Annotated in this window: 17 protein-coding genes; 5 read left to right on the forward strand and 12 right to left on the reverse strand. The window is 63.9% G+C overall.

Going from position 1 to position 20,719, the window contains the following annotated elements:
* Positions 1 to 81: 81 nt before the first annotated feature.
* A complete protein-coding gene (locus tag QQM37_RS02095; protein WP_285724520.1) occupies positions 82 to 1,572 on the reverse strand; it encodes a dipeptidase in 1,491 nt (496 codons plus the stop codon).
* Positions 1,573 to 1,677: 105 nt separating this feature from the next.
* Here QQM37_RS02095 and QQM37_RS02100 point away from each other — a divergent pair, with 105 nt between their 5' ends.
* Positions 1,678 to 2,289, forward strand: a complete 612-nt coding sequence (locus tag QQM37_RS02100; RefSeq protein WP_285724522.1) for a DUF3043 domain-containing protein — start codon at positions 1,678 to 1,680, stop codon at positions 2,287 to 2,289.
* Between the two features lie 49 nt (positions 2,290 to 2,338).
* Here QQM37_RS02100 and QQM37_RS02105 read toward each other — a convergent pair whose 3' ends face one another.
* Complete coding sequence (locus QQM37_RS02105; protein WP_285724579.1) at positions 2,339 to 3,415, reverse strand: quinone-dependent dihydroorotate dehydrogenase; 1,077 nt, start codon at positions 3,413 to 3,415, stop codon at positions 2,339 to 2,341.
* A 159-nt stretch (positions 3,416 to 3,574) separates the two neighbouring features.
* On the opposite strand from QQM37_RS02105, the gene QQM37_RS02110 reads away from it, so the two are divergent.
* Together QQM37_RS02110 and QQM37_RS02115 are read left to right on the forward strand one after the other, a co-directional pair.
* Positions 3,575 to 4,630, forward strand: a complete 1,056-nt coding sequence (locus QQM37_RS02110; protein WP_285724524.1) for an alpha/beta hydrolase — start codon at positions 3,575 to 3,577, stop codon at positions 4,628 to 4,630.
* Positions 4,627 to 5,805, forward strand: a complete 1,179-nt coding sequence (locus tag QQM37_RS02115; protein WP_337250227.1) for an alpha/beta hydrolase — start codon at positions 4,627 to 4,629, stop codon at positions 5,803 to 5,805. The genes QQM37_RS02110 and QQM37_RS02115 overlap by 4 nt, the downstream gene beginning before the upstream one ends.
* 6 nt (positions 5,806 to 5,811) lie before the next feature.
* On the opposite strand, the gene QQM37_RS02120 is transcribed toward QQM37_RS02115, so the two are convergent.
* From QQM37_RS02120 to leuA, 3 genes are all read right to left on the reverse strand, one after another.
* Entirely contained in the window at positions 5,812 to 6,636 is an 825-nt protein-coding gene (locus QQM37_RS02120; RefSeq protein WP_285724526.1) for an isoprenyl transferase, read from the reverse strand.
* Positions 6,636 to 7,391: a DNA repair protein RecO gene (gene recO / locus QQM37_RS02125; protein WP_285724528.1), complete on the reverse strand. Its 756-nt coding sequence runs from the start codon at positions 7,389 to 7,391 to the stop codon at positions 6,636 to 6,638. Before recO ends, QQM37_RS02120 begins: the two co-directional genes overlap by 1 nt.
* 84 nt (positions 7,392 to 7,475) lie before the next feature.
* The gene (leuA, locus tag QQM37_RS02130; RefSeq protein WP_285724530.1) at positions 7,476 to 9,230 is read right to left on the reverse strand and encodes a 2-isopropylmalate synthase; all 1,755 of its coding nucleotides are present in this window, start codon (positions 9,228 to 9,230) and stop codon (positions 7,476 to 7,478) included.
* 320 nt (positions 9,231 to 9,550) lie between these two features.
* Here leuA and QQM37_RS02135 point away from each other — a divergent pair, with 320 nt between their 5' ends.
* Positions 9,551 to 11,506, forward strand: a complete 1,956-nt coding sequence (locus tag QQM37_RS02135; protein WP_285724532.1) for a M13 family metallopeptidase — start codon at positions 9,551 to 9,553, stop codon at positions 11,504 to 11,506.
* Positions 11,507 to 11,635: 129 nt separating this feature from the next.
* On the opposite strand, the gene QQM37_RS02140 is transcribed toward QQM37_RS02135, so the two are convergent.
* The 5 genes from QQM37_RS02140 to QQM37_RS02160 all read right to left on the reverse strand — a co-directional run bounded on the left by QQM37_RS02140 (position 11,636) and on the right by QQM37_RS02160 (position 17,437).
* Positions 11,636 to 13,069: an LCP family protein gene (locus QQM37_RS02140; protein WP_285724534.1), complete on the reverse strand. Its 1,434-nt coding sequence runs from the start codon at positions 13,067 to 13,069 to the stop codon at positions 11,636 to 11,638.
* Positions 13,070 to 13,433: 364 nt separating this feature from the next.
* Positions 13,434 to 14,363: a GTPase Era gene (gene era, locus QQM37_RS02145; protein WP_285724536.1), complete on the reverse strand. Its 930-nt coding sequence runs from the start codon at positions 14,361 to 14,363 to the stop codon at positions 13,434 to 13,436.
* Positions 14,353 to 15,780, reverse strand: a complete 1,428-nt coding sequence (locus QQM37_RS02150) for a hemolysin family protein (protein WP_285724539.1) — start codon at positions 15,778 to 15,780, stop codon at positions 14,353 to 14,355. The genes era and QQM37_RS02150 overlap by 11 nt, the downstream gene beginning before the upstream one ends.
* A gap of 8 nt (positions 15,781 to 15,788) precedes the next feature.
* Entirely contained in the window at positions 15,789 to 16,262 is a 474-nt protein-coding gene (gene ybeY, locus QQM37_RS02155; protein WP_285724541.1) for an rRNA maturation RNase YbeY, read from the reverse strand.
* Positions 16,259 to 17,437: a PhoH family protein gene (locus QQM37_RS02160; RefSeq protein WP_285724543.1), complete on the reverse strand. Its 1,179-nt coding sequence runs from the start codon at positions 17,435 to 17,437 to the stop codon at positions 16,259 to 16,261. Before QQM37_RS02160 ends, ybeY begins: the two co-directional genes overlap by 4 nt.
* A gap of 370 nt (positions 17,438 to 17,807) precedes the next feature.
* On the opposite strand from QQM37_RS02160, the gene QQM37_RS02165 reads away from it, so the two are divergent.
* Entirely contained in the window at positions 17,808 to 18,686 is an 879-nt protein-coding gene (locus QQM37_RS02165) for a GerMN domain-containing protein (protein WP_285724545.1), read from the forward strand.
* A 23-nt stretch (positions 18,687 to 18,709) separates the two neighbouring features.
* Here the strand turns inward: QQM37_RS02165 and QQM37_RS02170 are convergent, their stop codons facing one another.
* Positions 18,710 to 19,483 (reverse strand): 16S rRNA (uracil(1498)-N(3))-methyltransferase, encoded by a 774-nt coding sequence (locus tag QQM37_RS02170; protein ID WP_285724546.1) that lies wholly within the window; start codon positions 19,481 to 19,483, stop codon positions 18,710 to 18,712.
* 9 nt (positions 19,484 to 19,492) lie between these two features.
* Entirely contained in the window at positions 19,493 to 20,626 is a 1,134-nt protein-coding gene (gene dnaJ / locus QQM37_RS02175; protein ID WP_285724548.1) for a molecular chaperone DnaJ, read from the reverse strand.
* Positions 20,627 to 20,719 lie beyond the last annotated feature (93 nt).

A 20,719-nucleotide genomic window follows, 5' to 3' on the forward strand; every position in this document is an offset into this window, starting at 1 on the left:
CACCTCTATGGTACGCCGTGCATCCCATGAGGCTTTCTGGTCGAAGCCCCGGCGAAGGCGGCCACTGCAGGCCACCTGCCACTACCGGTCAATTGATGGCTTCAACAATGGGCCGTCGCCGATTGTTCCCTTAGAATCAGCGGCTCCCCCGGAGCGACCATTCAGTCTGGCCAGCAGCAAGGCCTCGGCCAGAATGGCCCGCTGGAACTCGGCCAGATGCAGAGATTCATTCGCACTGTGCGCGCGGGAATCAGGATCCTCCACACCGGTGATCAGGATCTGTGCCTGCGGGAAGAGCTCCACCAGATCGGCAACAAACGGGATTGAACCACCCATCCCCGCCTCCACGGCATCGGCCTGCCAGGCGGTGCTCAAGGCCCACAACATGTCCTGCGCGGCCGGTGCTGACGTGTCGGTGGCAAAGGCCTGCCCGCGCTCCCCCGGGATGAACCGCACCCTGGCGGTGGCCGGAGCATGGGATTCGACATGGCGCTTCAGCGCTTCCTCGGCCGCAACGGGGTCCTGCCCTGGAGCCAGCCGGAGGCTGACCTTCGCCTGCGCCCTGGGCACGATCGTATTGGAACTCACCGCGATGGCTGGCGCGTCGATGCCGATCACGGAAAGCGCTGGCTGGGCCCAGAGTCGCGAGGTCAGGCTGCCGCGCCCGGCCAGCTCCAGCTCCTCCAGCACGGAAGCGTCAGCCCGGAAATCAGCGTCCCGGTAATCGACAGTCGGCTCCGGCCCTCGGTGCAGACCCTCGATCGCCACCGCCCCGTCGTCATCGTGTAAGGTCGCGAGCAGCCGGGCCAGCTGGGTGGGCGCATCCAGCACTGGGCCGCCGAACATCCCAGAGTGAACCGCGTGGTCCAGAACCTCCACCTCGATCACGCCGTCGACCAGGCCACGCAGACTGGTGGTCAGAGCCGGAATGCCCACCCGCCAGTTGGCGCTGTCCGCCACGACGATCACGTCGGCCTGAAGCAGTTCACGATGCTCCTGGAGAAAAGCGCGGAAGCTCGGTGAGCCCGCCTCCTCTTCTCCTTCGATGAAGTACGTGATGCCCAGCTCCGGCAGCTCACCGAGCACCTCGGTCAGGGCCCGCAGCGAGGCCCAGTGAGCCAGCACCCCGGCCTTGTCATCCGCAACGCCCCGCCCCCAGAGGCGTCCTTCCCGCTCCACCGGGGTAAAGGGTTCGCTGTTCCACAGGGCCGGGTCTCCGGGCGGCTGGACGTCATGATGCGCGTACAGCAGGATGGTGGGTCTGCCGGGGCCAGCCGGCTTCCGGGCCACTACGGCGGGGCCGCCCAGCTCACCGTCCGGTCGGGGCACCCGGAGAATGCGCACATCCTCCAGACCGTTCTGCCGGATCAGCTCTGCGACGGCTTCGGCACTGCGCTCCAGCTCTGCGGCATCGAAGGCCTCCCAGGCGATGCCCGGAATGCTGGCGAGCGTGCACAGCCGCTCGACCGTGTCAGGAAAGGCCCGGTCTACGGCCTGCCGCAGTTGCTCCACGGGGACGCCGAGGCCAGCGGGGGACGTTTCAGAAGAGGAAGTCTCAGAAGGAGAAGTCATACTGCGAACCTACTCCACGACGACGGCGAGGTTCGAGTTCATCTCCCGGAGGTCACGGAGGGCAGCGCTGCCGGGAAGTGGCGGCACAGCCGGTAAGCTTGGGGGGTGTTTGGGCTAAACAAGGGAAAAGACAGGGCAGCTGCTGCCGCGCAGAACGACGTCCAGAAGGCTGCACAGGCTTCCGGCGCCGCCGATCCACGCGCAGGCAAGGGTGTTCCCACGCCCCGGCGCAAGGAACAGGAAGCACTGCGTAAGCGCCCTCTGGTGCCCCAAGACCGTGGCGCCGCCAAAGCAGCAGACCGGGAAGCCCGCCGGGAAGCACAGATGAAAATGCGCGCGGCGCTGGACACCGGTGACGAGCGCTTCCTCCCCGCCAGGGACAAGGGTCCGCAGAAGCGCTTCGCGCGGAACTTTGTGGACAATCGGCTGAGCCTCGGTGAATATGTTATGTTCATCGCTCTGGCCATCGTGGTACTTACCGTGATGGTGCCGCTCGAGCTCCAGTCCTACTTGTTCCTTGGCTTCTGGGTGATCGTGCTGATTGTCGCCTTCGACTCCTGGCTGATGAGCCGCAAAATGCGCCAGCGGCTGGCCGCGAAGTTCGGTTCCGTGGAGCCCGGCGTGGTCTGGTACGGCGTCATGCGCTCCCTGCAGTTCCGCCGCCTGCGCCTGCCCAAGCCGCAGGTTGCCCGCGGCGAGTTCAACGACCATCTCTAAACCCGAGGGGCTCCATGATGGACCGGCTCCGGCCGGCTACCGGTCCCCGCTATTTTGACGGCCGGTAGTTCCTGGCCAGATAACGGTTGATCCTGGCCGCCCAGAACGGCCCCTTATAGAGGAACGCGGTGTAGCCCTGCACCAAGGTTGCCCCGGCCTCCAGCCGTTCCTTGACATCCTCCCCCGTTTCCACCCCGCCCACGGAGATGATGGTCAGAGCGCCGTTGCTGCTCTGACGGACCCGTCGAAGAACCTGAAGCGAGCGCTCCTTGAGCGGCGCACCGGAGAGTCCGCCGACGCCGTAGGACGCCACGATCTGCGGATCGGCACTGAGCCCTTCACGAGTGATGGTGGTGTTAGTACAGATGATGCCCTCCAACCTCAGGCTGAGAGCCAGGCCGACGATACCATCGATGTCCTCATCTGACATATCAGGCGCAATCTTCACCAGCAGCGGAACCGTGCGCCCTGCCGCCTCCTGAGCTGCGGTGCGGACCGCTTCCAGCAGCGGACGCAGCGCCTCCGGGCTTTGCAGGGACCGCAGACCGGGCGTATTGGGCGAGGAGACATTGACCACCAGATAATCGGCGACGGCGGCGAGCTGGCGGGCACTGGCGATGTAGTCAGAGGCCGCATCAGCCAGATTGACCACCTTGGTTTTGCCGATATTGACGCCGATCACCGGACGGGCGGGTACATACCGACGCTCCAGCCCGGCGCGGGCCGCCCTCAGCCGCGGCGCGACGGCAGTTGCGCCATCGTTGTTGAAGCCCATCCGGTTGATCAGCGCCCGGTCCTGGACCAGACGAAAAAGGCGCGGCCGGTTATTGCCCGGCTGGGCCTGCCCGGTGATGGTGCCCACTTCGATGTGGCCGAATCCCATCATGGCCAACGCCTGGACCCCATGGCCGTCCTTATCGAATCCAGCTGCCAGGCCGAAGGGCGAAGGAAAGGTCCGGCCCAGCGCCGTGCAGCGCAGCTCGGGGGCGGGACGGGTCATGGCGCGCAGGACGACGCCAACACCCAGGCGATGAGCGAGGCGAATCATCGAAAAGCCAAGGTGGTGCGCCTGCTCTGCGTCCATCCGGGAAAAAACGAGACGGAAGACGGTCGGATACACGCGCAAGGAGGCCATGGCACTAGTCTTCCGGTTCCCTTCGGCGGGGCAAAATCGCGGCAGGTTCAAGACCTGCCCCGGCACCCGGAGTGCGCCATCGTCAGCGTGGTGCTCAGGTTTAGCATGGAACTATGTGTAGCCAGACGCCCAGTGACGGTGGTGACCGGCGTGGCGGAATCTGATGATCTCCTCGGAGCCGCCGGTCGGAGCCCGCAGTGGCACTCGGATGTGCTCGGTGCGGGCTATGAGTCGCTGACCCTGCACCTGGGTGAGGGGCGCGTCTCTACCCTGGTCCGGCACTTTCCGGCCGGTGGTGACCGCCGACTCAGCCCGCCTCAGGCAGTGCTCTTTCTGCACGGCTGGAGCGACTACTTCTTCAACCGGGAACTTGCGGACTTTTTCAGTACCGAGGGCATCGCCTTTTATGCCCTGGATCTGCACAATCACGGGCGGAGTCTGCGTGAGGGTGATCTGGGCGGCTTTGTCGCCGATCTCAACGACTATGACGGTGAGCTCAGTGCCGCCTTCACCGTGATCCATCAGGATCTGGATTCAGATCCTGATGCGCCCCTCAGCGCCGGTTCGACGGCACGCATCGCGCTCATGGGCCACTCGACCGGAGGGCTGGTGGCCGCATTGTGGGCAGCACGGAATGCCGAACGTCCGCCGCAGCTGCGAGCCAGCCACCTGATGCTCAATAGCCCCTGGCTGGAGATGCATGGCAGTTCACTGGTGCGGCACGCCACCTATTCTCTGGTGGAGCCGTTGGCTCGGTGGCGCCCGACCGCCCGGATGCGACTGCCACCGCGTAACTTCTACTGGCGCAGCATCGCTGCCCAGGCCGGGGGCGAATGGGACCTCGATACCGGTCTACGGCCGCCCAACGCCTTTCCGGTACGCGCGGGCTGGATGAGTGCCATTCTGGCCGGACATGCCAGGGTTGCCCGGGGGCTCGACATCACAGTGCCGATTCTGGTGCTGATGAGTGCCAGAAGCCTCAACGGCCCCCGCTGGCGGGAGGGAATGCGCAGCGCCGATGCGGTTCTTGACATTGGCACCATGGCCAGCCGCGCGCTGATTCTGGGCGACAGCGTCACCGTGGAACGCATCGACGGCGGGCTGCACGACGTCCTGCTCAGCGAAAAGTCAGTGCGTCAGGATGCGTATCGAAGGCTCAGACGATGGATTCACGGCTACCTGCTGACTGAAAGTGAGGACGAGTGAGCGGCCAGAACCGGGATTACCAGAACCGAAAGCATCGGCGCAAGGACCGTCATACCGGGCCTGATCAGCAACAGCATTCCTGGACCGAGGACTATCTGGGTCCGGGATATCAGAAACAGGCCCTGGATCTGGGGACGGACGACGACGGTCCGGTCACGGCAACCCTGGTCCGCTATCGTCCACCGGCCCCGACGCTTCATTCAGGGTCGCTGCACACCCTGCACCGTCATCTGCCGTGGTCCGACGGCTTCCGTCCCGGCCGGGACGAACAGAGCCAACCGGAGGCACCCTGTGTGCTGTACCTCCATGGTTGGGCTGACTACTTCTTCCAGACGGAGCTTGCCGAGACACTGGCGGAGCATGGCGTGAAGTTCTACGCCCTGGATCTGCGCAGATACGGCCGCAGTCTGCAGCCGGGGCAGGAGGAAGGGTACACCGAGGACCTGACGGTCTACGATGCCGATCTGGCCGCGGCGATGGCCGTCATTCGCGCCGAGGAAGGCCAATCGACCCAGATTCACCTGCTCGCACATTCGCTGGGTGGGCTGATCGCCACGCTGTGGGCGGAACGGCATCCTGGCGAGCTCACCTCGCTGATCCTCAACGCTCCCTGGCTGGAGTTGCAAGGCAGCCGCTTTGTTCGTCAGGTAGCCAGCCAGCTGGTGGGCCCCTGGGTCAGGGCGGCGCCGCGCCGCATTTTCCCCTTGCCTGAGATGACGGCGTACTGGCAGTCGGTGAGCATCACGGCACACGGTGAATGGGATCTTGATCCGCGGTGGCGCCCGGCTGCCTCATTCCCGATCCGGGCCGGCTGGGTCAAGGCCGTGCTCAACGGTCACGCCGAGGTGTCCAAGGGGCTCGACATCGATGTCCCCGTGCTCATGATGCTCTCCGGACGGAGCCTGATCCAGGCCGACTGGAGTGCGGAGATGATGGAGGTCGATGCCGTCATCGACGTGGGCGAGATGTCCAGGATCGCCCTGAAACTGGGCCGCCGGGTGATGGTCAACCGCTACCCGGGTGCCTTGCATGACGTGTTTCTCTCACGCCGCGACGTCCGTGAACTGGCCTACCGCGACCTCCACGACTGGTTGTCCGCCTATCGTCCCCGGACCGATGTGCCCTTGCTGTGGCGCATCGGGACTGATTCATCGGGACTGACTCATCAGGACTGAAGCGCCTCAGGCCTCGGCACCGGGGGCCGCATCCACCGCTCCCCCGTATCTGCGGTCCCGACGGGCGTACTCGTCGACCGCATGCCAGAGGGTCCGGCGATCGACATCCGGCCACAGCGTGTCCAGGAAGACGAATTCGGCGTAGGCACTTTGCCAGAGCAGAAAGTTGGACAGCCGCTGTTCCCCGCTGGAACGCACGAACAGATCGACCTCCGGCACATCTGGCAGATAGAGATGGCGCTGAATGGTCTTCTCGGTGATCGCGCCAGCCTTCAGACGCCCAGCGGCGACGTCGTCGGCGATCGACCGGACGGCATCGGCGATTTCAGCGCGCCCACCGTAGTTCACACACATGGTGAGGGTCAGCGTGCTGTTGTGCTGGGTCTGCTTTTCCGCCACCAGCAGCTCTTTGATCACGGAGTCCCAGAGCCGGGGGCGCCGCCCGGCCCAGCGGATCCGCACACCCCAGGCGTCCAGCTGATCGCGCTGGCGGCGCAGCACATCACGGCTGAAACCCATCAGAAAACGGACCTCCTCGGGAGACCTCTTCCAGTTTTCGGTGGAGAAGGCATAGACGCTCAGATGCGTAATCCCGAGTTCGATGGCGCCGGCCACCACATCCAGCAACGCCGGCTCGCCCGCGCGGTGGCCCTCGATGCGGGTCAGTCCGCGCTGGTTGGCCCACCGGCCATTGCCGTCCATGACGATGGCCACGTGCCGGGGAATCAGTTCCTGGGGAATCTGCGGCTTGGTCTCCCCCGAGGGGTGCGGCCAGGGAGCCTGCACGGTGAAATCTCCGGGTGTGACCGAGGAGCGGGTACGGCGAGCCATCAGGGCCTTTCGACGAGACTGAGCGAGCGGACGGAACGTTCCAGATGCCATTGGACAAAATGTGCCACCAGCCCGGCAGCTTCGCGGCGGTTGGTCGGTTCAGAGCCGTCCGCCGTGCCCCAGTCACCGCTCAACAGCGCAGCCAGCAGTTCCATGGTGGCCAGGGCAGGCGACGAGGCACCCGGCGGCCGGCAGTTCACGCAGACCGCTCCGCCCAGCGGGGCAGAGAAGGACTGATGCGGCCCCGGTTCACCGCATCGGGCACAATCGGTGAAGCTGGGCGCCCAGCCTGCCGTGGCCAGAGCACGCAACAGATAGGAGTCCAGAATCAACTCCGGAGCGTGCTCGCCACGGGCCAAGGAACCCAGGGCACCGATCAGCAGCCGGTATTGAGCACCCGCGGACTCGGCATCCGTATCGGTGAGTCGTTCCGCTGTCTCCGCCATGGCGGTGGCCACGGTGTATTTGCCGTAGTGAGCGGCGATGGCCTGTCCGTGGCTGCTACGGCTGACCGCCTGGGTGACCACGTGCAGACTCCGGCCGGGAATGAGCTGCAGGTCATTGACCATAAAGGGTTCCAGACGGGCACCGAACTTACTGGTGGTACGGCGGACGCCCTTGGCGACCGCGCGGATCAGACCCTGACTATTGCTCAGTAGCGTGACAATGCGATCCGCCTCGCCCAGTTTGTGTGTTCTGAGCACGACGGCGTCCACCCGGTAGGTCTGGGCGGCGAAACCTGAGGATCGTGGCACCCTTCCATTCTCCCACTGGTGGGCGTGGCCCGGCTTGAGCCACACCCACCAGCACCTTGGAAGAGTCCCTCAGCGTCGGGGCTTTCAGCCGAGCGGCCGGGCGCCGTCACGAATCGCCCGGTTGGCTGCCGAGATCACGGCCTTGAGCGATGAAACGGCGGTGTTGGCATCGATGCCGACGCCCCAGAGCACCCGCTCCCCCACGGCAGCCTCCACATAGGCTGCTGCCAGAGCATTGCCACCTTCGGAGAGAGCATGCTCGGAGTAATCCAGCACGCGCAGATCCACCCCGTCCTGGCGGAGAATGTCGAGGAAAGCCGCGATGGGTCCGTTGCCTACGCCGACGCGACGCTGCTCGACGCCATCGATGCGCATATTCGCGCTCAGCGTCATCGAGCCGTCCTCCCGGGTTTCGGCCGTCATCGAGCCCAGAGCGTAGCGGCCCCAGGGCTCATGCGGGCCGTCGGCAGGGCTGGGCAGGTATTCATCGGTGAAGATCTCCCAGAGCTCAGCGGCGCTCACCTCGCCACCGACCGTGTCGGTACGGCGCTGTACGACTCCGGAGAACTCGATCTGGGCCCGGCGTGGCAGGTCCAGGTTGTAATCATTCTTGAGCAGGTAGGCGACGCCGCCCTTGCCTGACTGGGAGTTGACCCGGATGACGGCCTCGTAGCTGCGGCCCAGATCCTTCGGGTCGACCGGCAGGTACGGCACGGCCCATGTTGCTTCGTCGACGCTCTGACCTGCGGCGGCGGCATCGCGCTCCAGGGCTTCCAGGCCCTTCTTGATGGCGTCCTGATGCGATCCGGAGAATGCAGTGAAGACCAGATCGCCCCCGTACGGCGCCCGCTCCGGGACCGGCAGCTGGTTGCAGTACTCAACCGTGCGGCGGATCTCATCGATGTTGGAGAAGTTGATCATCGGATCGATGCCCTGGCTGAACAGGTTCAGTCCCAGGGTGACCAGGTCGACGTTGCCGGTGCGCTCACCATTGCCGAACAGGCAGCCTTCGATCCGGTCTGCGCCAGCCAGATATCCGAGTTCGGCTGCGGCGACGCCGGTTCCGCGGTCATTGTGCGGGTGCAGGGAGAGCACAATCCCCTCACGGGGGTGCAGGTGGCGGCTCATCCACTCGATCGAGTCCGCGTAGACATTCGGGGTGGCCATCTCCACCGTGGCGGGCAGATTGATAATCACCTGGCTGTCCGCTGACGCCTCAAAGATGTCGGCCACTGCATTGCAGACCCGCACGGCGTAGTCGAGTTCGGTACCTGTGAAGGACTCCGGAGAGTACTCATAGGTGATCTGGGTGTCGACCAGGGTCTCCTGGTACTTCTTACACAGCAGAGCACCCTGAACGGCGATGGCGAGCACGCCGTCCTGATCCTCGTTGAAGACCACCCGCCGCTGGAGCACGGAGGTGGAGTTGTACAGGTGGACGATGGCCTGCTTGGCCCCCACCAACGACTCATAGGTCCGTTCGATGAGGTGTTCGCGGGCCTGAGTCAGCACCTGGATGGTGACGTCATCCGGGATGTGGTTGCCCTCGATGAGCTGGCGGACGAAGTCGAAGTCGGTCTGAGATGCCGAGGGGAAACCGACCTCGATCTCCTTGTAACCCATGCTCACCAGCAGGTCGAACATCTTCAGTTTGCGGGCCGGGCTCATCGGGTCGATCAGTGCCTGGTTGCCGTCCCGCAGGTCGACCGCGCACCAGCGCGGAGCCGTAGTGACGCGGCGGTCGGGCCAGGTCCGGTCCGGCAGTTCGACGGTGATCTGCTCGTGGAAGGGGACGTAGCGGTGGATCGGCATACCGGAAGGTTTTTGGGCGTTGCGCATGCTTGATGGCCTCATCTGTTGGGTGAAATGTTCCTGGCGGCCGGGTACGTCAAAACTCCGCGGCGAGGAATCGGCCTGGCGCTGCTCCGTGATCTGATGATCAGGTCCGGCAATCAGCGGGTTATGGCCTCGCCGCGGCGGCTAAGGAGAAGGAAGCCTGCACGCACGCAGTCAGCCTAGCACGCTCCACGGGAAGACCAGACAGGACGGCTAGGATGACAGAGAACCCGGCTGACCGGGTGGGTTCAGAGCATCGTGACGGCATCGACGCCGTATCGGGACCACTCTTATTTCTCAGGATATTTCTAAGGAGCGCAGCCATGGCCAGCCTGACCTCAGGTATTGACACGAGCAGTTTCGACCCGGCGGTGCGGGCTCAGGATGATCTGTTCCGCACCGTGAACGGCCTCTGGCTGGACGAGAATGAGATCCCGGCGGACCGGGCCTCGGTGGGGACGTTCCTGAGCCTGCGCGACGCCTCCGAGGAGGCGGTGCGCACCATTATCGAAAGCGCGGCCAGCCGCGGGGCGGAGGATGCGGTCGCCCAGAAAATCGGCGACCTCTACGCCAGCTTCATGGATCAGGAGGCTATTGAGACTGCCGACCTGGGCCCACTGCGGCCCACCCTGGACCGGATAGCGGGCTGTGCGGACATCAACGGGTTGGTGGAGCTTTCCGGGGAACTGCAGCGGGGGCTGACCGCCGGCCCGCTGGGCTTTTATGTGTACAACGATCCCGGCAATCCCCAGCGCTATCTTTTCCAGATCTATCAGGGAGGCCTGGGTCTTCCTGATGAGTCCTACTATCGCGAAGAGCAGCACGCCGTGTTGCGGCAGAAGTATCAGGAGCACGTGAGCCGGATGCTCAGCCTGGCCGGGCATCCGGAGCCGGATGCTGCAGCGGAGAAGATCCTCGCGCTGGAAACCCGGCTGGCGGCAGGCCACTGGGACAATGTGACGCTGCGCGATCCGCAGAAAACCTACAATCTGCTGAGTAGGTCTGCAGTGGATGAGCTGTTCCCTCAGTTCCCGCAGTGGCTCAGGGGCCTGGGTGCCGAGGACTCTGTGGGAGACGAGCTGATCGTCCTGACCCCCCAGTTCTTCCAGACCCTGCACCAGGAATTACTGGACACCCCGCTGTCCGACTGGCAGGACTGGTTGACCCTCCGCCTCATCTCCTCTGCTGCGCCGTATCTCTCCAGCCGGTTCGTCGACGAGAACTTCGCCTTCTATGGCACGGCGCTGACCGGTGCCACCGAGATCAAGGACCGCTGGAAGCGCGGGGTGGCTCTCGTCGAGGATGCACTGGGTGAAGCGGTCGGACAGCTGTATGTGGCTGAGAATTTCCCGCCGGCCCACAAGGAGCGGATGGAGTCCCTGGTGGCGGGCCTCATTGAGGCCTACCGTGCCTCGATCCTGGAACTGGACTGGATGAGTGAGGAGACCCGGCAGAAGGCACTGGCCAAACTGGATCAATTTGTCGCCAAAATCGGCTACCCCAATACCTGGCGGGATTACTCATCGTTGCAGATCAGCCCCGACGATGTGCTGGGCAATGTGGCACGGGCACATCTCTTTGAGCTTCGTCGACAGCTGGGACGGATCGGCCAGCCCATTGACCGCGAAGAATGGCTGATGACGCCCCAGACGGTCAATGCCTACTACAACCCCACGATGAACGAGATCGTCTTCCCCGCAGCGATCCTTCAACCGCCGTTCTTTACGGCCGATGCCGACGATGCCGCCAATTTCGGCGGTATCGGAGCGGTCATCGGGCATGAGATCGGGCACGGCTTCGATGACCAGGGCTCACAGTTCGACGGTGAAGGTGCCCTGAAGAACTGGTGGAGCGAACAGGACCGTGCGGCGTTCGAGAAGCGAACCGCCCAGTTGGTGGCGCAATACAGTGCTCTGAGCCCGGTCTCCGCCCCCGAGCAGCGGGTCAACGGCGAGCTGACCCTGGGTGAAAACATCGGCGATCTGGGTGGCCTGTCCATCGCCTACAAGGCCTGGCAGGCCTCCCTGAACGGCACGGCGGCTCCGGAGGTTGATGGGCTCAGCGGATCCGAACGCTTCTTCTACTCGTGGGCTCAGTGCTGGCGCGGGAAGAACCGGCCGGAGGAAGCCTCACGTCGGGTCAGCATCGATCCGCACTCTCCCAATGAGTGGCGCTGCAACCAGGTGGTCAAGAATCTTGATGCCTTCCATCAGACCTTCGGCACGGTTCCCGGCGACGGTCTATGGCTGGACCCCGAGGAGCGCGTCAGCATCTGGTGAGCCGGAGTTGAGGCAGCTAGTGCGCGAAGCCTCTCTCCGCTTATTTACCAGTCGTGCAGGGTGGAACACTCAGACACCCTGCACAACTGGTAAATAAACCTGCAACTGGCAGCTCGTCTCTGCCCGCAACTAGCGCGGAAGGTTGTTGACCGCCTGGCATTTGGCCGGGTCCTGGGCCGTCTGAGCCACGATGTCCGAGGGCACGGTCGCCTTGGTGTAGTCCGTTCCGCTGGCGAAGTCCTGACCCACAATAAACTGCACCCCATTGATGGCCGGGGCAGACACTAGGGCGTCGGCGGGTAGATGGTAGGTCGCTGCCAGGTCCTGGGCCACATCGGCAAAATTCGCCCCATACAGCAGCTGAGTATTAGGTTGCTGGGCCACCGTATTGCTGATTCGGACGTCGGTGTAACCGAACGATGCCAGACTCGTCAGCATTTCCTGCGCCCGGGTGGGTGCTCCGGAGGCATCCGAGAGAATGATCGGCTGGATCGCCTTGTTGTAGGCCACCTGTGCCGGTGGAGCCGTCGTCGTCGCCGGGGCGCTCGAGCCAGGAGTGCCGGTCGCAGTACCACTGGCCGTTGCGCTGGCCGTGGTCGCACCTGCAGTGACGTCGCCGTCGCGCCGGATCAAGGAGAACAGCTGGCTGGCTCCTGGCTCCGAGAGAGCGACCCGTCCCGGATCCGGGGCGTAGGTGGTCCAGGGCACCGTGACAAAGGCCGTCTTGGCCAGGTCCACGTCCTTGAGACGCCCGGCCATGGTGATCAACGAACTCACATTGGCCAGACCTGGATCCACGGTGAGATTCTGCGTGATGATATCTGCGATGGAGTACAACTTGGGCAGATTGGTCAGCGTTCCCTCGGTTTTGATTTTGCGTGCCATTGAGGCGAGGAAGGACTGCTGGGCGGCAATGCGCGCCAGATCGCTGGCATCGCCGAAGGCATGGCGGGTCCGCAGGAAGGCCAGGGCCTGGTCACCGGAGACGCTGGAGGTTCCCTTCGGCAGGTTCAGCCCGGAAGCCGGATCCACCACCGGAGCGTCAACACACACATCGACCCCGCCGAGGGCAGTGGTCAGGTCCTTGACCGCATTGAAGTCAGCCATCATGAAATGGTCGATCGTCATACCGGTGAGCTTGTTGATGGTGGCCACCGTGCAGCCGGGTCCAGCCATACTGAGCGCCGAGTTCAATTGGATGATGGGCTGAGCGGGATACACATTGCCGGTGTTGGGATCCTTGCAGCCGGGGAACGGCACCATGAGGTCGCGTGGGAAGCTCACCATGGTCACGCGCTTGCGGTCGGCGGAGAGGTTCATCAGCAACATGACATCGGAGTTGCCGTAGCCGCCCGAATCCGCTGTGCTGCCGTAGGCGGCGTCCTTACCCGAGCGGGTGTCGGTGCCCATGATCAGGATCTGAATGGCATCGTGGTTGTCATCGCCGACCGGAGCCACGGAGGGGTCCAGGCCCACGTTGAGCTGTTGGACCTGAATGTTGCCCTGAAGGTGCAGAAAGAGAGCAGCGCCGATCCCCACCGCAGCCAGAAGCACTACGGCCACGGCAGAGGCAGTGATTTTGATCCACAGCGGCGTCCGGCGTCGGACACGCATATGACGCGGACGACCCAGGTAAGCGGTGGATCGTTCCGCGGAAGCGGCAGGCGTTTCGGGTTGCGCAGACTGAGCACGTCGAGCCTCAGCGCGCGTTCGACTCCCTCGGCGACCATCCATAGGGTGGGCCTTTCGTCGACAACAGGTTTTGACCATTCTAGAGCCAGCAAAGCCTGTTGGCGGATTCCAGGCTCTGCCGCACTCTACAAGAGCCCTGAGAACGCGCTATGACCGGGGGCCTTCATCGCCGGAAGATCCCCGTAAGATCTGAGGACCCGCGGCCAAAAACTGAGGCTCCCGCTCAGGTCAACTCTCAGAAACCGAGCTTGCCCAACTGCTTGGGATCCCGCTGCCAGTCCTTGGCCACCTTGACGTGCAGGTCAAGATAGACCTTCATGCCCAGCAGCTCTTCGATGCCGGCCCTGGCCCGCGATCCCACCTCCCGCAGCCGCGAACCACCTTTGCCGATGATAATGGCCTTCTGCGAAGGGCGCTCCACAAAGAGATTCACCCGCACATCCATCAAGGGCTTGTCTGCCGGCCGGTCTTCGCGCGGAAGAATTTCATCCACCACCACAGCCAGCGAGTGCGGCATCTCGTCGCGCACCCCTTCCAGGGCAGCCTCCCGCACCAGTTCGGCCACCATCACCTCGGTCGGCTCGTCGGTGGCCTCGCCATCAGGATAAAGCTGCGGAGAAAGTGGCATATGGGCCGCCAGCACCTCAGCCACCACATCCACCTGCTCATCTCCGAGGGCTGATACCGGGACGATGTCGGCAAATCCGGTGCCACCGAGGATTTCCTGGCCCAGAGCATCAACAGCCATCAGATGGCTGGCCAGCGCCCCCTTGTCGACCAGGTCGATCTTGGTCACCAGGGCTACGACCGGGGTACGACGGAACTGGGCCAGCTGGGTGGCAATGAACCGGTCGCCGGGGCCGATCTTGTCCGTCGCCGGTAGGCAGAATCCGATCACGTCGACCTCGGAAAGAGTGGCTGCCACCACGTCGTTGAGCCGCTGGCCCAGCAGAGTGCGGGGCCTGTGCAGACCGGGGGTGTCCACCAGGATCAGCTGGAAATCCTCCCTAGTGACGATGCCACGAATGGTGTGCCGCGTGGTTTGCGGTTTGGCCGAGGTGATGGCCACCTTCTGACCCACCAGGGCGTTGGTCAGTGTTGACTTTCCTGCGTTCGGGCGCCCTACCAGGACGGCATAGCCTGCGCGGTGATTCTCAGCGACCATGGTGCTTCTCCTTGACTGTGGGGCTGTCTGTGGGGTGTTCGGGTGTGGATGCCATGCTGGGACCGGTGGAGGATCCGGAATTTTCCGGGCCACCATCGCTCGGAGGATCTTCTGCCTCGGCCAGCGGAACCCCTGCCCCGACCGGCTCGACCCTGTGAGCAATCATCTGACCGACGCGGTTGCGGCGGCCTTCCAGCCGGTCAGCCACCAGGCGGATGCCTTCCACCTCCACCGAGCTTCCCACGATCGGGACCCGGCCCAGATGTTTGGCCAGGAGGCCGCCCACGGTATCGACTTCGTCATCGTCCAGATCCTGGTCGAACAACTCGCCGAGGTCTTCGACACTCATCTTCGCGCTGACCCGGAATCCTCCATCCGGCAGGATCTGGACGTCCGGCGTAGCCGCATCATATTCGTCGACGATTTCACCGACGATCTCCTCAATCAGATCTTCCAGAGTGACCAGTCCGGCGGTTCCGCCATATTCATCGATCACGATGGCGACATGGGTGGACTCACGCTGCAATTCCCGCAGCAGATCCCCCACAGGCTTCGATTCAGGCACATAGCGCGCCTCTCTGGCCAGCTTTTGAACAGAGAGCGCCGGGGCCGGGTCCACAGTTGGCTGATGCTCAGCGGCCACCACATCCTTGAGATAGAGGATGCCGAGAACGTCGTCGCTGCTCTCCCCCAGCACGGGAACGCGGGAGTAACCGGAATCGATGAAGAGGGTCAGTGCCTCATCGATCGTGGCCTCATGATCAATACTGACAATGTCGGTCCGCGGAACCATCACCGCCCTCACGAGGGTGTCATCAAGCTCGAAGACGCTCTGGATGATCTCGGCGTCCTCATCCTCGATCAGCTCGGATTCGCTGGCCCGTTCCACGAAATCGCGGAACTCCTCTTCGCTGGCAATGGTCCGCTCACCCGAGAGGGCAGTCGGCGCAACAGCATTGCCCACCGCGATGAGCCACTCCGGAATAGGGCCGAGTGCGGCGCAAAGGAACCAGACGAGGCCGGCCGTGGCGCGCAGAATCGGCAAAGGATAGGCCCGACCAAAGCGCCGGGGCGAGACCCCGACCAGAACGAAGCCCACAGCCGCCATCACCACCGTGGCGATCAGCCCCGCCAGCCAGATCACCGGAATCAGGCTCAGACACAACACCGCGAGAGCGACTGCGGTGGCCATTTCAAACCAGATACGCCAGAAACGTAGCGCATTGGCATACGGGATCGGGTTGGCGAGCACCTTCCTCAGCGCCCGCTGACGTTGGATCGTGCCAGGGTCGCTCTCGTGGAGCACCGCCTCGGCATCGTGATGCGAAATGAAGCTCAGTGCCGACTCCACCGCAGTGAACACAGCAGCCGCGGCCAGGAAGATCAGGGCCATGCCCAGCAGGACGACGACGTTCACCTGGGTCCTCAGGCGATGGTTTCAGCCGGGGCCGGACGGCCCAGGAAACCACTGAGCAAGGCTCGTTGGAGGCCGAACATCTCGGCACGCGATTCCTCGTCATCGTGGTCGTAGCCGAGCAGATGCAGGGTGCCGTGGGTGGCCAGCAACAGGATCTCATCCAGTGTGCTGTGCCCGCCCGCCGAGGCCTGATCGGCGGCGACCTGAGGACAGATGGCCAGATCGCCCAGAGCACCGGCGGAGGCCTGGGCCCCCGGCGTTCCAGGACGCAACTCATCCATCGGGATCGAGATCACGTCCGTCGGGCCGTCCTCGCCCAGCCATTCGATGTGCAGGGTCTCCATTGCCGCCGGGTCAACCAACAGGATGGACAGATCTGTCTGCGGGTGCAGGTAGAGTGCCTCGATCAGGTACCGTCCCAGCCGCGTCAGCTCCTCGGCATCGACCTCCATGCCGGACTCGTTGTTCACTTCGATGCTCATCGAGGCTCTCGCTTTCCGTCGTCGTGGCGGTCGCTGGAGGCGCCCGGCTGGTATCTCGGCGGGTTGTCCTCGCCCCACTGTGCGTAGGCAGTGACTATCTGTGCCACCAGTTCGTGCCGGACGACGTCGGCGGCCTCCAGGCGCATAAAAGCGATGTCATCCACCTGATGCAGAATATCTTCGACCACCCGCAGCCCGGAACGCACGCCGTGAGGCAGGTCCACCTGGGTGACATCACCGGTGACCACCATCTTGGAGCCAAAGCCCAGACGGGTCAGGAACATCTTCATCTGCTCCGGAGTGGTGTTCTGCGCCTCGTCCAGGATGATGAAGGCATCATTCAGGGTTCGCCCGCGCATGTAGGCCAACGGTGCCACCTCGATCGTCCCGGCAGCCATCAGCCGCGGAATGCTTTCGGGATCCAGCATGTCGTGCAGGGCATCATAGAGCGGGCGCAGATACGGATCGATTTTGTCGTTAAGCGTCCCGGGCAGGAATCCCAGGCGTTCCCCCGCTTCCACGGCAGGACGGGTCAGAATGATTCTGCTGACTTCCTTCTGCTGCAGGGCCTGAACCGCCTTGGCCATGGCCAGGTAGGTTTTGCCGGTGCCCGCGGGGCCGATGCCGAAAACCACCGTATTGCGGTCGATGGCATCGACATAGCGCTTCTGATTGAGCGTCTTGGGCCGGACAGCTTTGCCGCGGCTGCTCACAATGGTCTGCGTCAGCACCTCGACCGGATCGTAGCCGGAACGGGCATCGGGCTGAGCCTGGAGCATGGCGAGCAACTGATCCAGAGCATGAGGCGTGATGACGCCCTGGCGCAGAACGATGGCACGGACCTCGCCGAAAAGTCGAATGATCCTCTGTACCTGCTGGTTGGGTCCGGTGACGACGATCTGGTTGCCCCGCAAGTGGAAGTCGACCTGCGGAAAACTGACTTCGAGTCGGCGAATCGCCTGGTCATGAGTGCCGAGGGCCGCGACCATCTGTTCGGCGGAATCGAAGGTATACGTCTCCTGGCGATCCGCAGAGGCCAGCAGAAGATGATCACTGAGCAGATTGGGGCCAACGGGTCCGGAGGCATCATCCCAGGAGGTCCCGGACGGTGCTTCCTCGGGATGAGACCGGTTGGTCTCCTCTTCCGGGGGTTCAAGAGGTGTTGCGCTGTTCATGACGGCGGCCCAGGGGCCTCAATGCTCGCTTTCGATGCTCAATCAGCAGTCAGGGCATACTCTGACGGGCACAGTTTTCCTGTACCTCTTCCATGGTACCCGCCAGCCACCCAACCCCCGCTGCTCCCCGACGTGCCCCGATGCGCTTGGGGCGCATTCCGGTCTGAGGTCTCGGGCCGGTATCGAAAGGATTGCGATCCGGTTGCAGTTGCCAGCCCAGCCCCATTTTCGGCCCTGACGGGAACCGTCGCTGTGTCAGACTTTCAGCAATCCACTGCCTTTTCCGCCTGCCTCGTTGGCGTCCAGCGGGAGGCTCCGTCCGTCGTAAGGGATCATCATCGGCCTGGTGCACGTGCTGAAGAAGTACATGGTGAGCATCCTCGCCGTGTTCAGCACGCTTGCTTTGGCGTGTTCCCTGGCGGCCTGTACCGCAACCACACCTGCGGTGAGCAGCAACAGCGCTCCCGTGGTGGTGACGGGCACTCAGGCCAGCAACGCGCCTCAGGAGTCGACGCAGGCGGCACCCATCGTTCCGGTGTACTGGATCGGTCGCTCGGACGGGGCAAAAGTTCTCTACCGGGAATTCCTTCCGCTGGCTCCGGGTGCAGACCCGATCAAAACAGCCATCGAGAAGATGACGGGGAGCAAACCGCTGGACCCGGACTATTCCACGCCCTGGTCCAAAGCGTCCAAGGTGACGGCCTCCATCTCGGCCAGCGGCGGCATCACGGTCGATCTTTCAGCCGATGCCTTCAACACCTCGCTGGACGAATCCACCGCCCGGCTGGCTCTTCAGCAGTTGGTGTACACGGCCACGGCGGCGGCTACTAATGCGGGTCTGTTGGACACCGGAACCAATATTCCGGTCAGTGTTCTGGTCGACGGCCATACCGGTTTTCTGGCCTTCGACAGGGTCAAACTGGATGGCCCGCTGATCCGGGACCGAACTGCACCGGCACCGCTGTGGATCATCAACCCGCAGCAGGGTCAGCAATACAAAGGCCGCCCGCAGACACTGACCGGCCGGACAACCAACACGTCCGGACCGGTATCCTGGTCCGTGGTTGCCCGGGACACATCTGCGATCATCCAGACGGGAACGGCTCCGGCGGCCGACCCTACGACGGGAAGCTTCACGATCACACTGACTCTCCCGCCGGGAAGCTACCGCCTGGAGATGTTCTGGACCTCAGCGGACAGCCCGACGACGAAGCATGGTCTGGATACCAAGGACTTCACCGTAGTGTGACGGGCTGCCTTCAGCCGGAGCTACTACCAGCGTCTCAGGATCTCGTTCAGCAGCACGATGGCGGCCGGTCCTGCCGTGGAGGACCTCAGCACATGCGGCCCCAGGCTGGCGCTCAGCGCCCCAGCGGCCGCCAGGAGGTCACGTTCCCGGGGGCTTATGCCGCCTTCCGGTCCGACGATGACGGCCACCTCCTGCAGTGTGGAATCGACAGGCACCAACTCGCGCAACGGCTGAGCAGACTCTTCGTCCAGCATCAGCACCAGTCGAGTTCCAGCGCCGGCGCGCACCCAGTCGGCCAGGGTGCCGCTGTCCAGCGGCTGATGGACGGCGGGGACCACGGAGCGGCGCGACTGCTTGGCAGCAGCCCAGACCACCGAGCGCCATTTGGCGAGAGCCTTCGCCGCCCGCTCTGCCTTCCATCGCACAATCGAGCGTTCGGCCTGCCAGGGGTAAACGGCATCGACGCCCAACTCCGTAGCGGTCTCCACGGCCTGCTCATCCCGGCTGTCTTTGGCCAGAGCCTGTACCAGGGTGAGTTGAGGAGCAGGTGATTCCTCCCGGTCAACACCGGTGACTTCCAGCAGCAGACTGGCCTCGCTGGGCCGCCCGGCGCTCACCTGCTCCACGACGCAGCTCAGCCGCAGTCCCTCGGCATCAGAAAGCAGAAACTCTTCCCCCGCGACGAGCCTCCTGACGGTGGCTGCGTGATGGGCTTCTGTCCCGGACAGCAGATACCGGTCACCCACGGCCAGGGAGCCGATCTCCGGAGCTGGAGCGTAGAAAAGTGGTCTGGTCATGGCAGTCGCTCAGAGGTGGCCGAGCTTGTCCCGCAGTTTGGCAAAGACCCCGTTGGCGGTGTTCAGCCGCCCTTCGGTGAACTCCTCCCCGCGCAGCCTGGCCAACTGCTTGAGCAGCTCTTCCTGGGCGGCATCGACCTTGGTGGGGGTCTCCACCACCAGCTCGATCAGCAAATCACCGCGTCCCTGCCCCCTCAGATGCGTCACACCCAGTTGGCGCAGGGTGCTCACCTCGCCCGACTGGGTGCCGGGCTTCACGATGATCTGCTGAGTACCGTCAAAGGTGTCGATGGTCAGCTCGGTGCCTAGCGCGGCCGCGGTCATCGGGACCGTCATGCTGGCATACAGGTCATCGCCCCGCCGGGTGAACTGTGCATCCTTGTTCAGCCGGATCTCCACGTACAGGTCACCTGGGGCCCCGCCCGCCGGGCCAGCCTCGCCCTGCCCGCCGAGCTGAATCCGGTTACCCGTATCAACACCGGCCGGAATCTTGATGGTCAGCGATTTGCGGGAGCGGACCCGTCCCTCACCGCCACATTCGTTGCAGGGATCCGGAATGATGGTGCCGTGCCCCTGGCAGGCGGTGCAGGCAGTGACGGTCATCACCTGGCCCAGAATGGAGCGAACCGGACGTTGGACCTGCCCGCGCCCCCGACAGATCTCACAGGTCTGTACCGTGGTGCCTTCGCGGCAACAGGACCCCTGGCAGGTAGGGCAGAGTACTGCGGTATCCACCTCGATCTTCTTATTCACACCGAAGACCGCATCACGCAGGTCGATACGCACGGTGATCAATGCGTCCTGACCACGCTGGGTCCGTGGGATGGGTCCCTGACCGCCACCCTGCCCGCCAAAGAGGTTCTCGAAGATGTCCTGGAAGGCAAAACCGGCACCCTGGAAGCCGCTGCCACCACCGAAGCCTCCGGGGGTGCCGTTCTCATTGCCCGTCGCATCGTAGACCTGGCGTTTCTGTGGGTCGGAGAGCACGTCATAGGCGTGACTGACCTCTTTGAAACGCTCCTCGGCGTCCGCGCCTTCATACACGTCGGGGTGATACTTTCGGGCCAATTTGCGGTAGGCCTTCTTGATCTCCTCGCCCGTGGCGTCCCGGGTGACCCCCAGGGTTTCGTAGTGGTTACTCACTGACTGCAGTTCACTTTCTGTTGTGGCTCAGGGCCGGCCCTGCCGGTAAGCAGTTGCCGGAAAGCAGCTGCCGGGAAGAACGGACGCCGGGGA

Source organism: Psychromicrobium xiongbiense, from assembly GCF_030271165.1.
In the GTDB taxonomy this organism is placed as follows: Bacteria; Actinomycetota; Actinomycetes; order Actinomycetales; family Micrococcaceae; genus Renibacterium; species Renibacterium xiongbiense.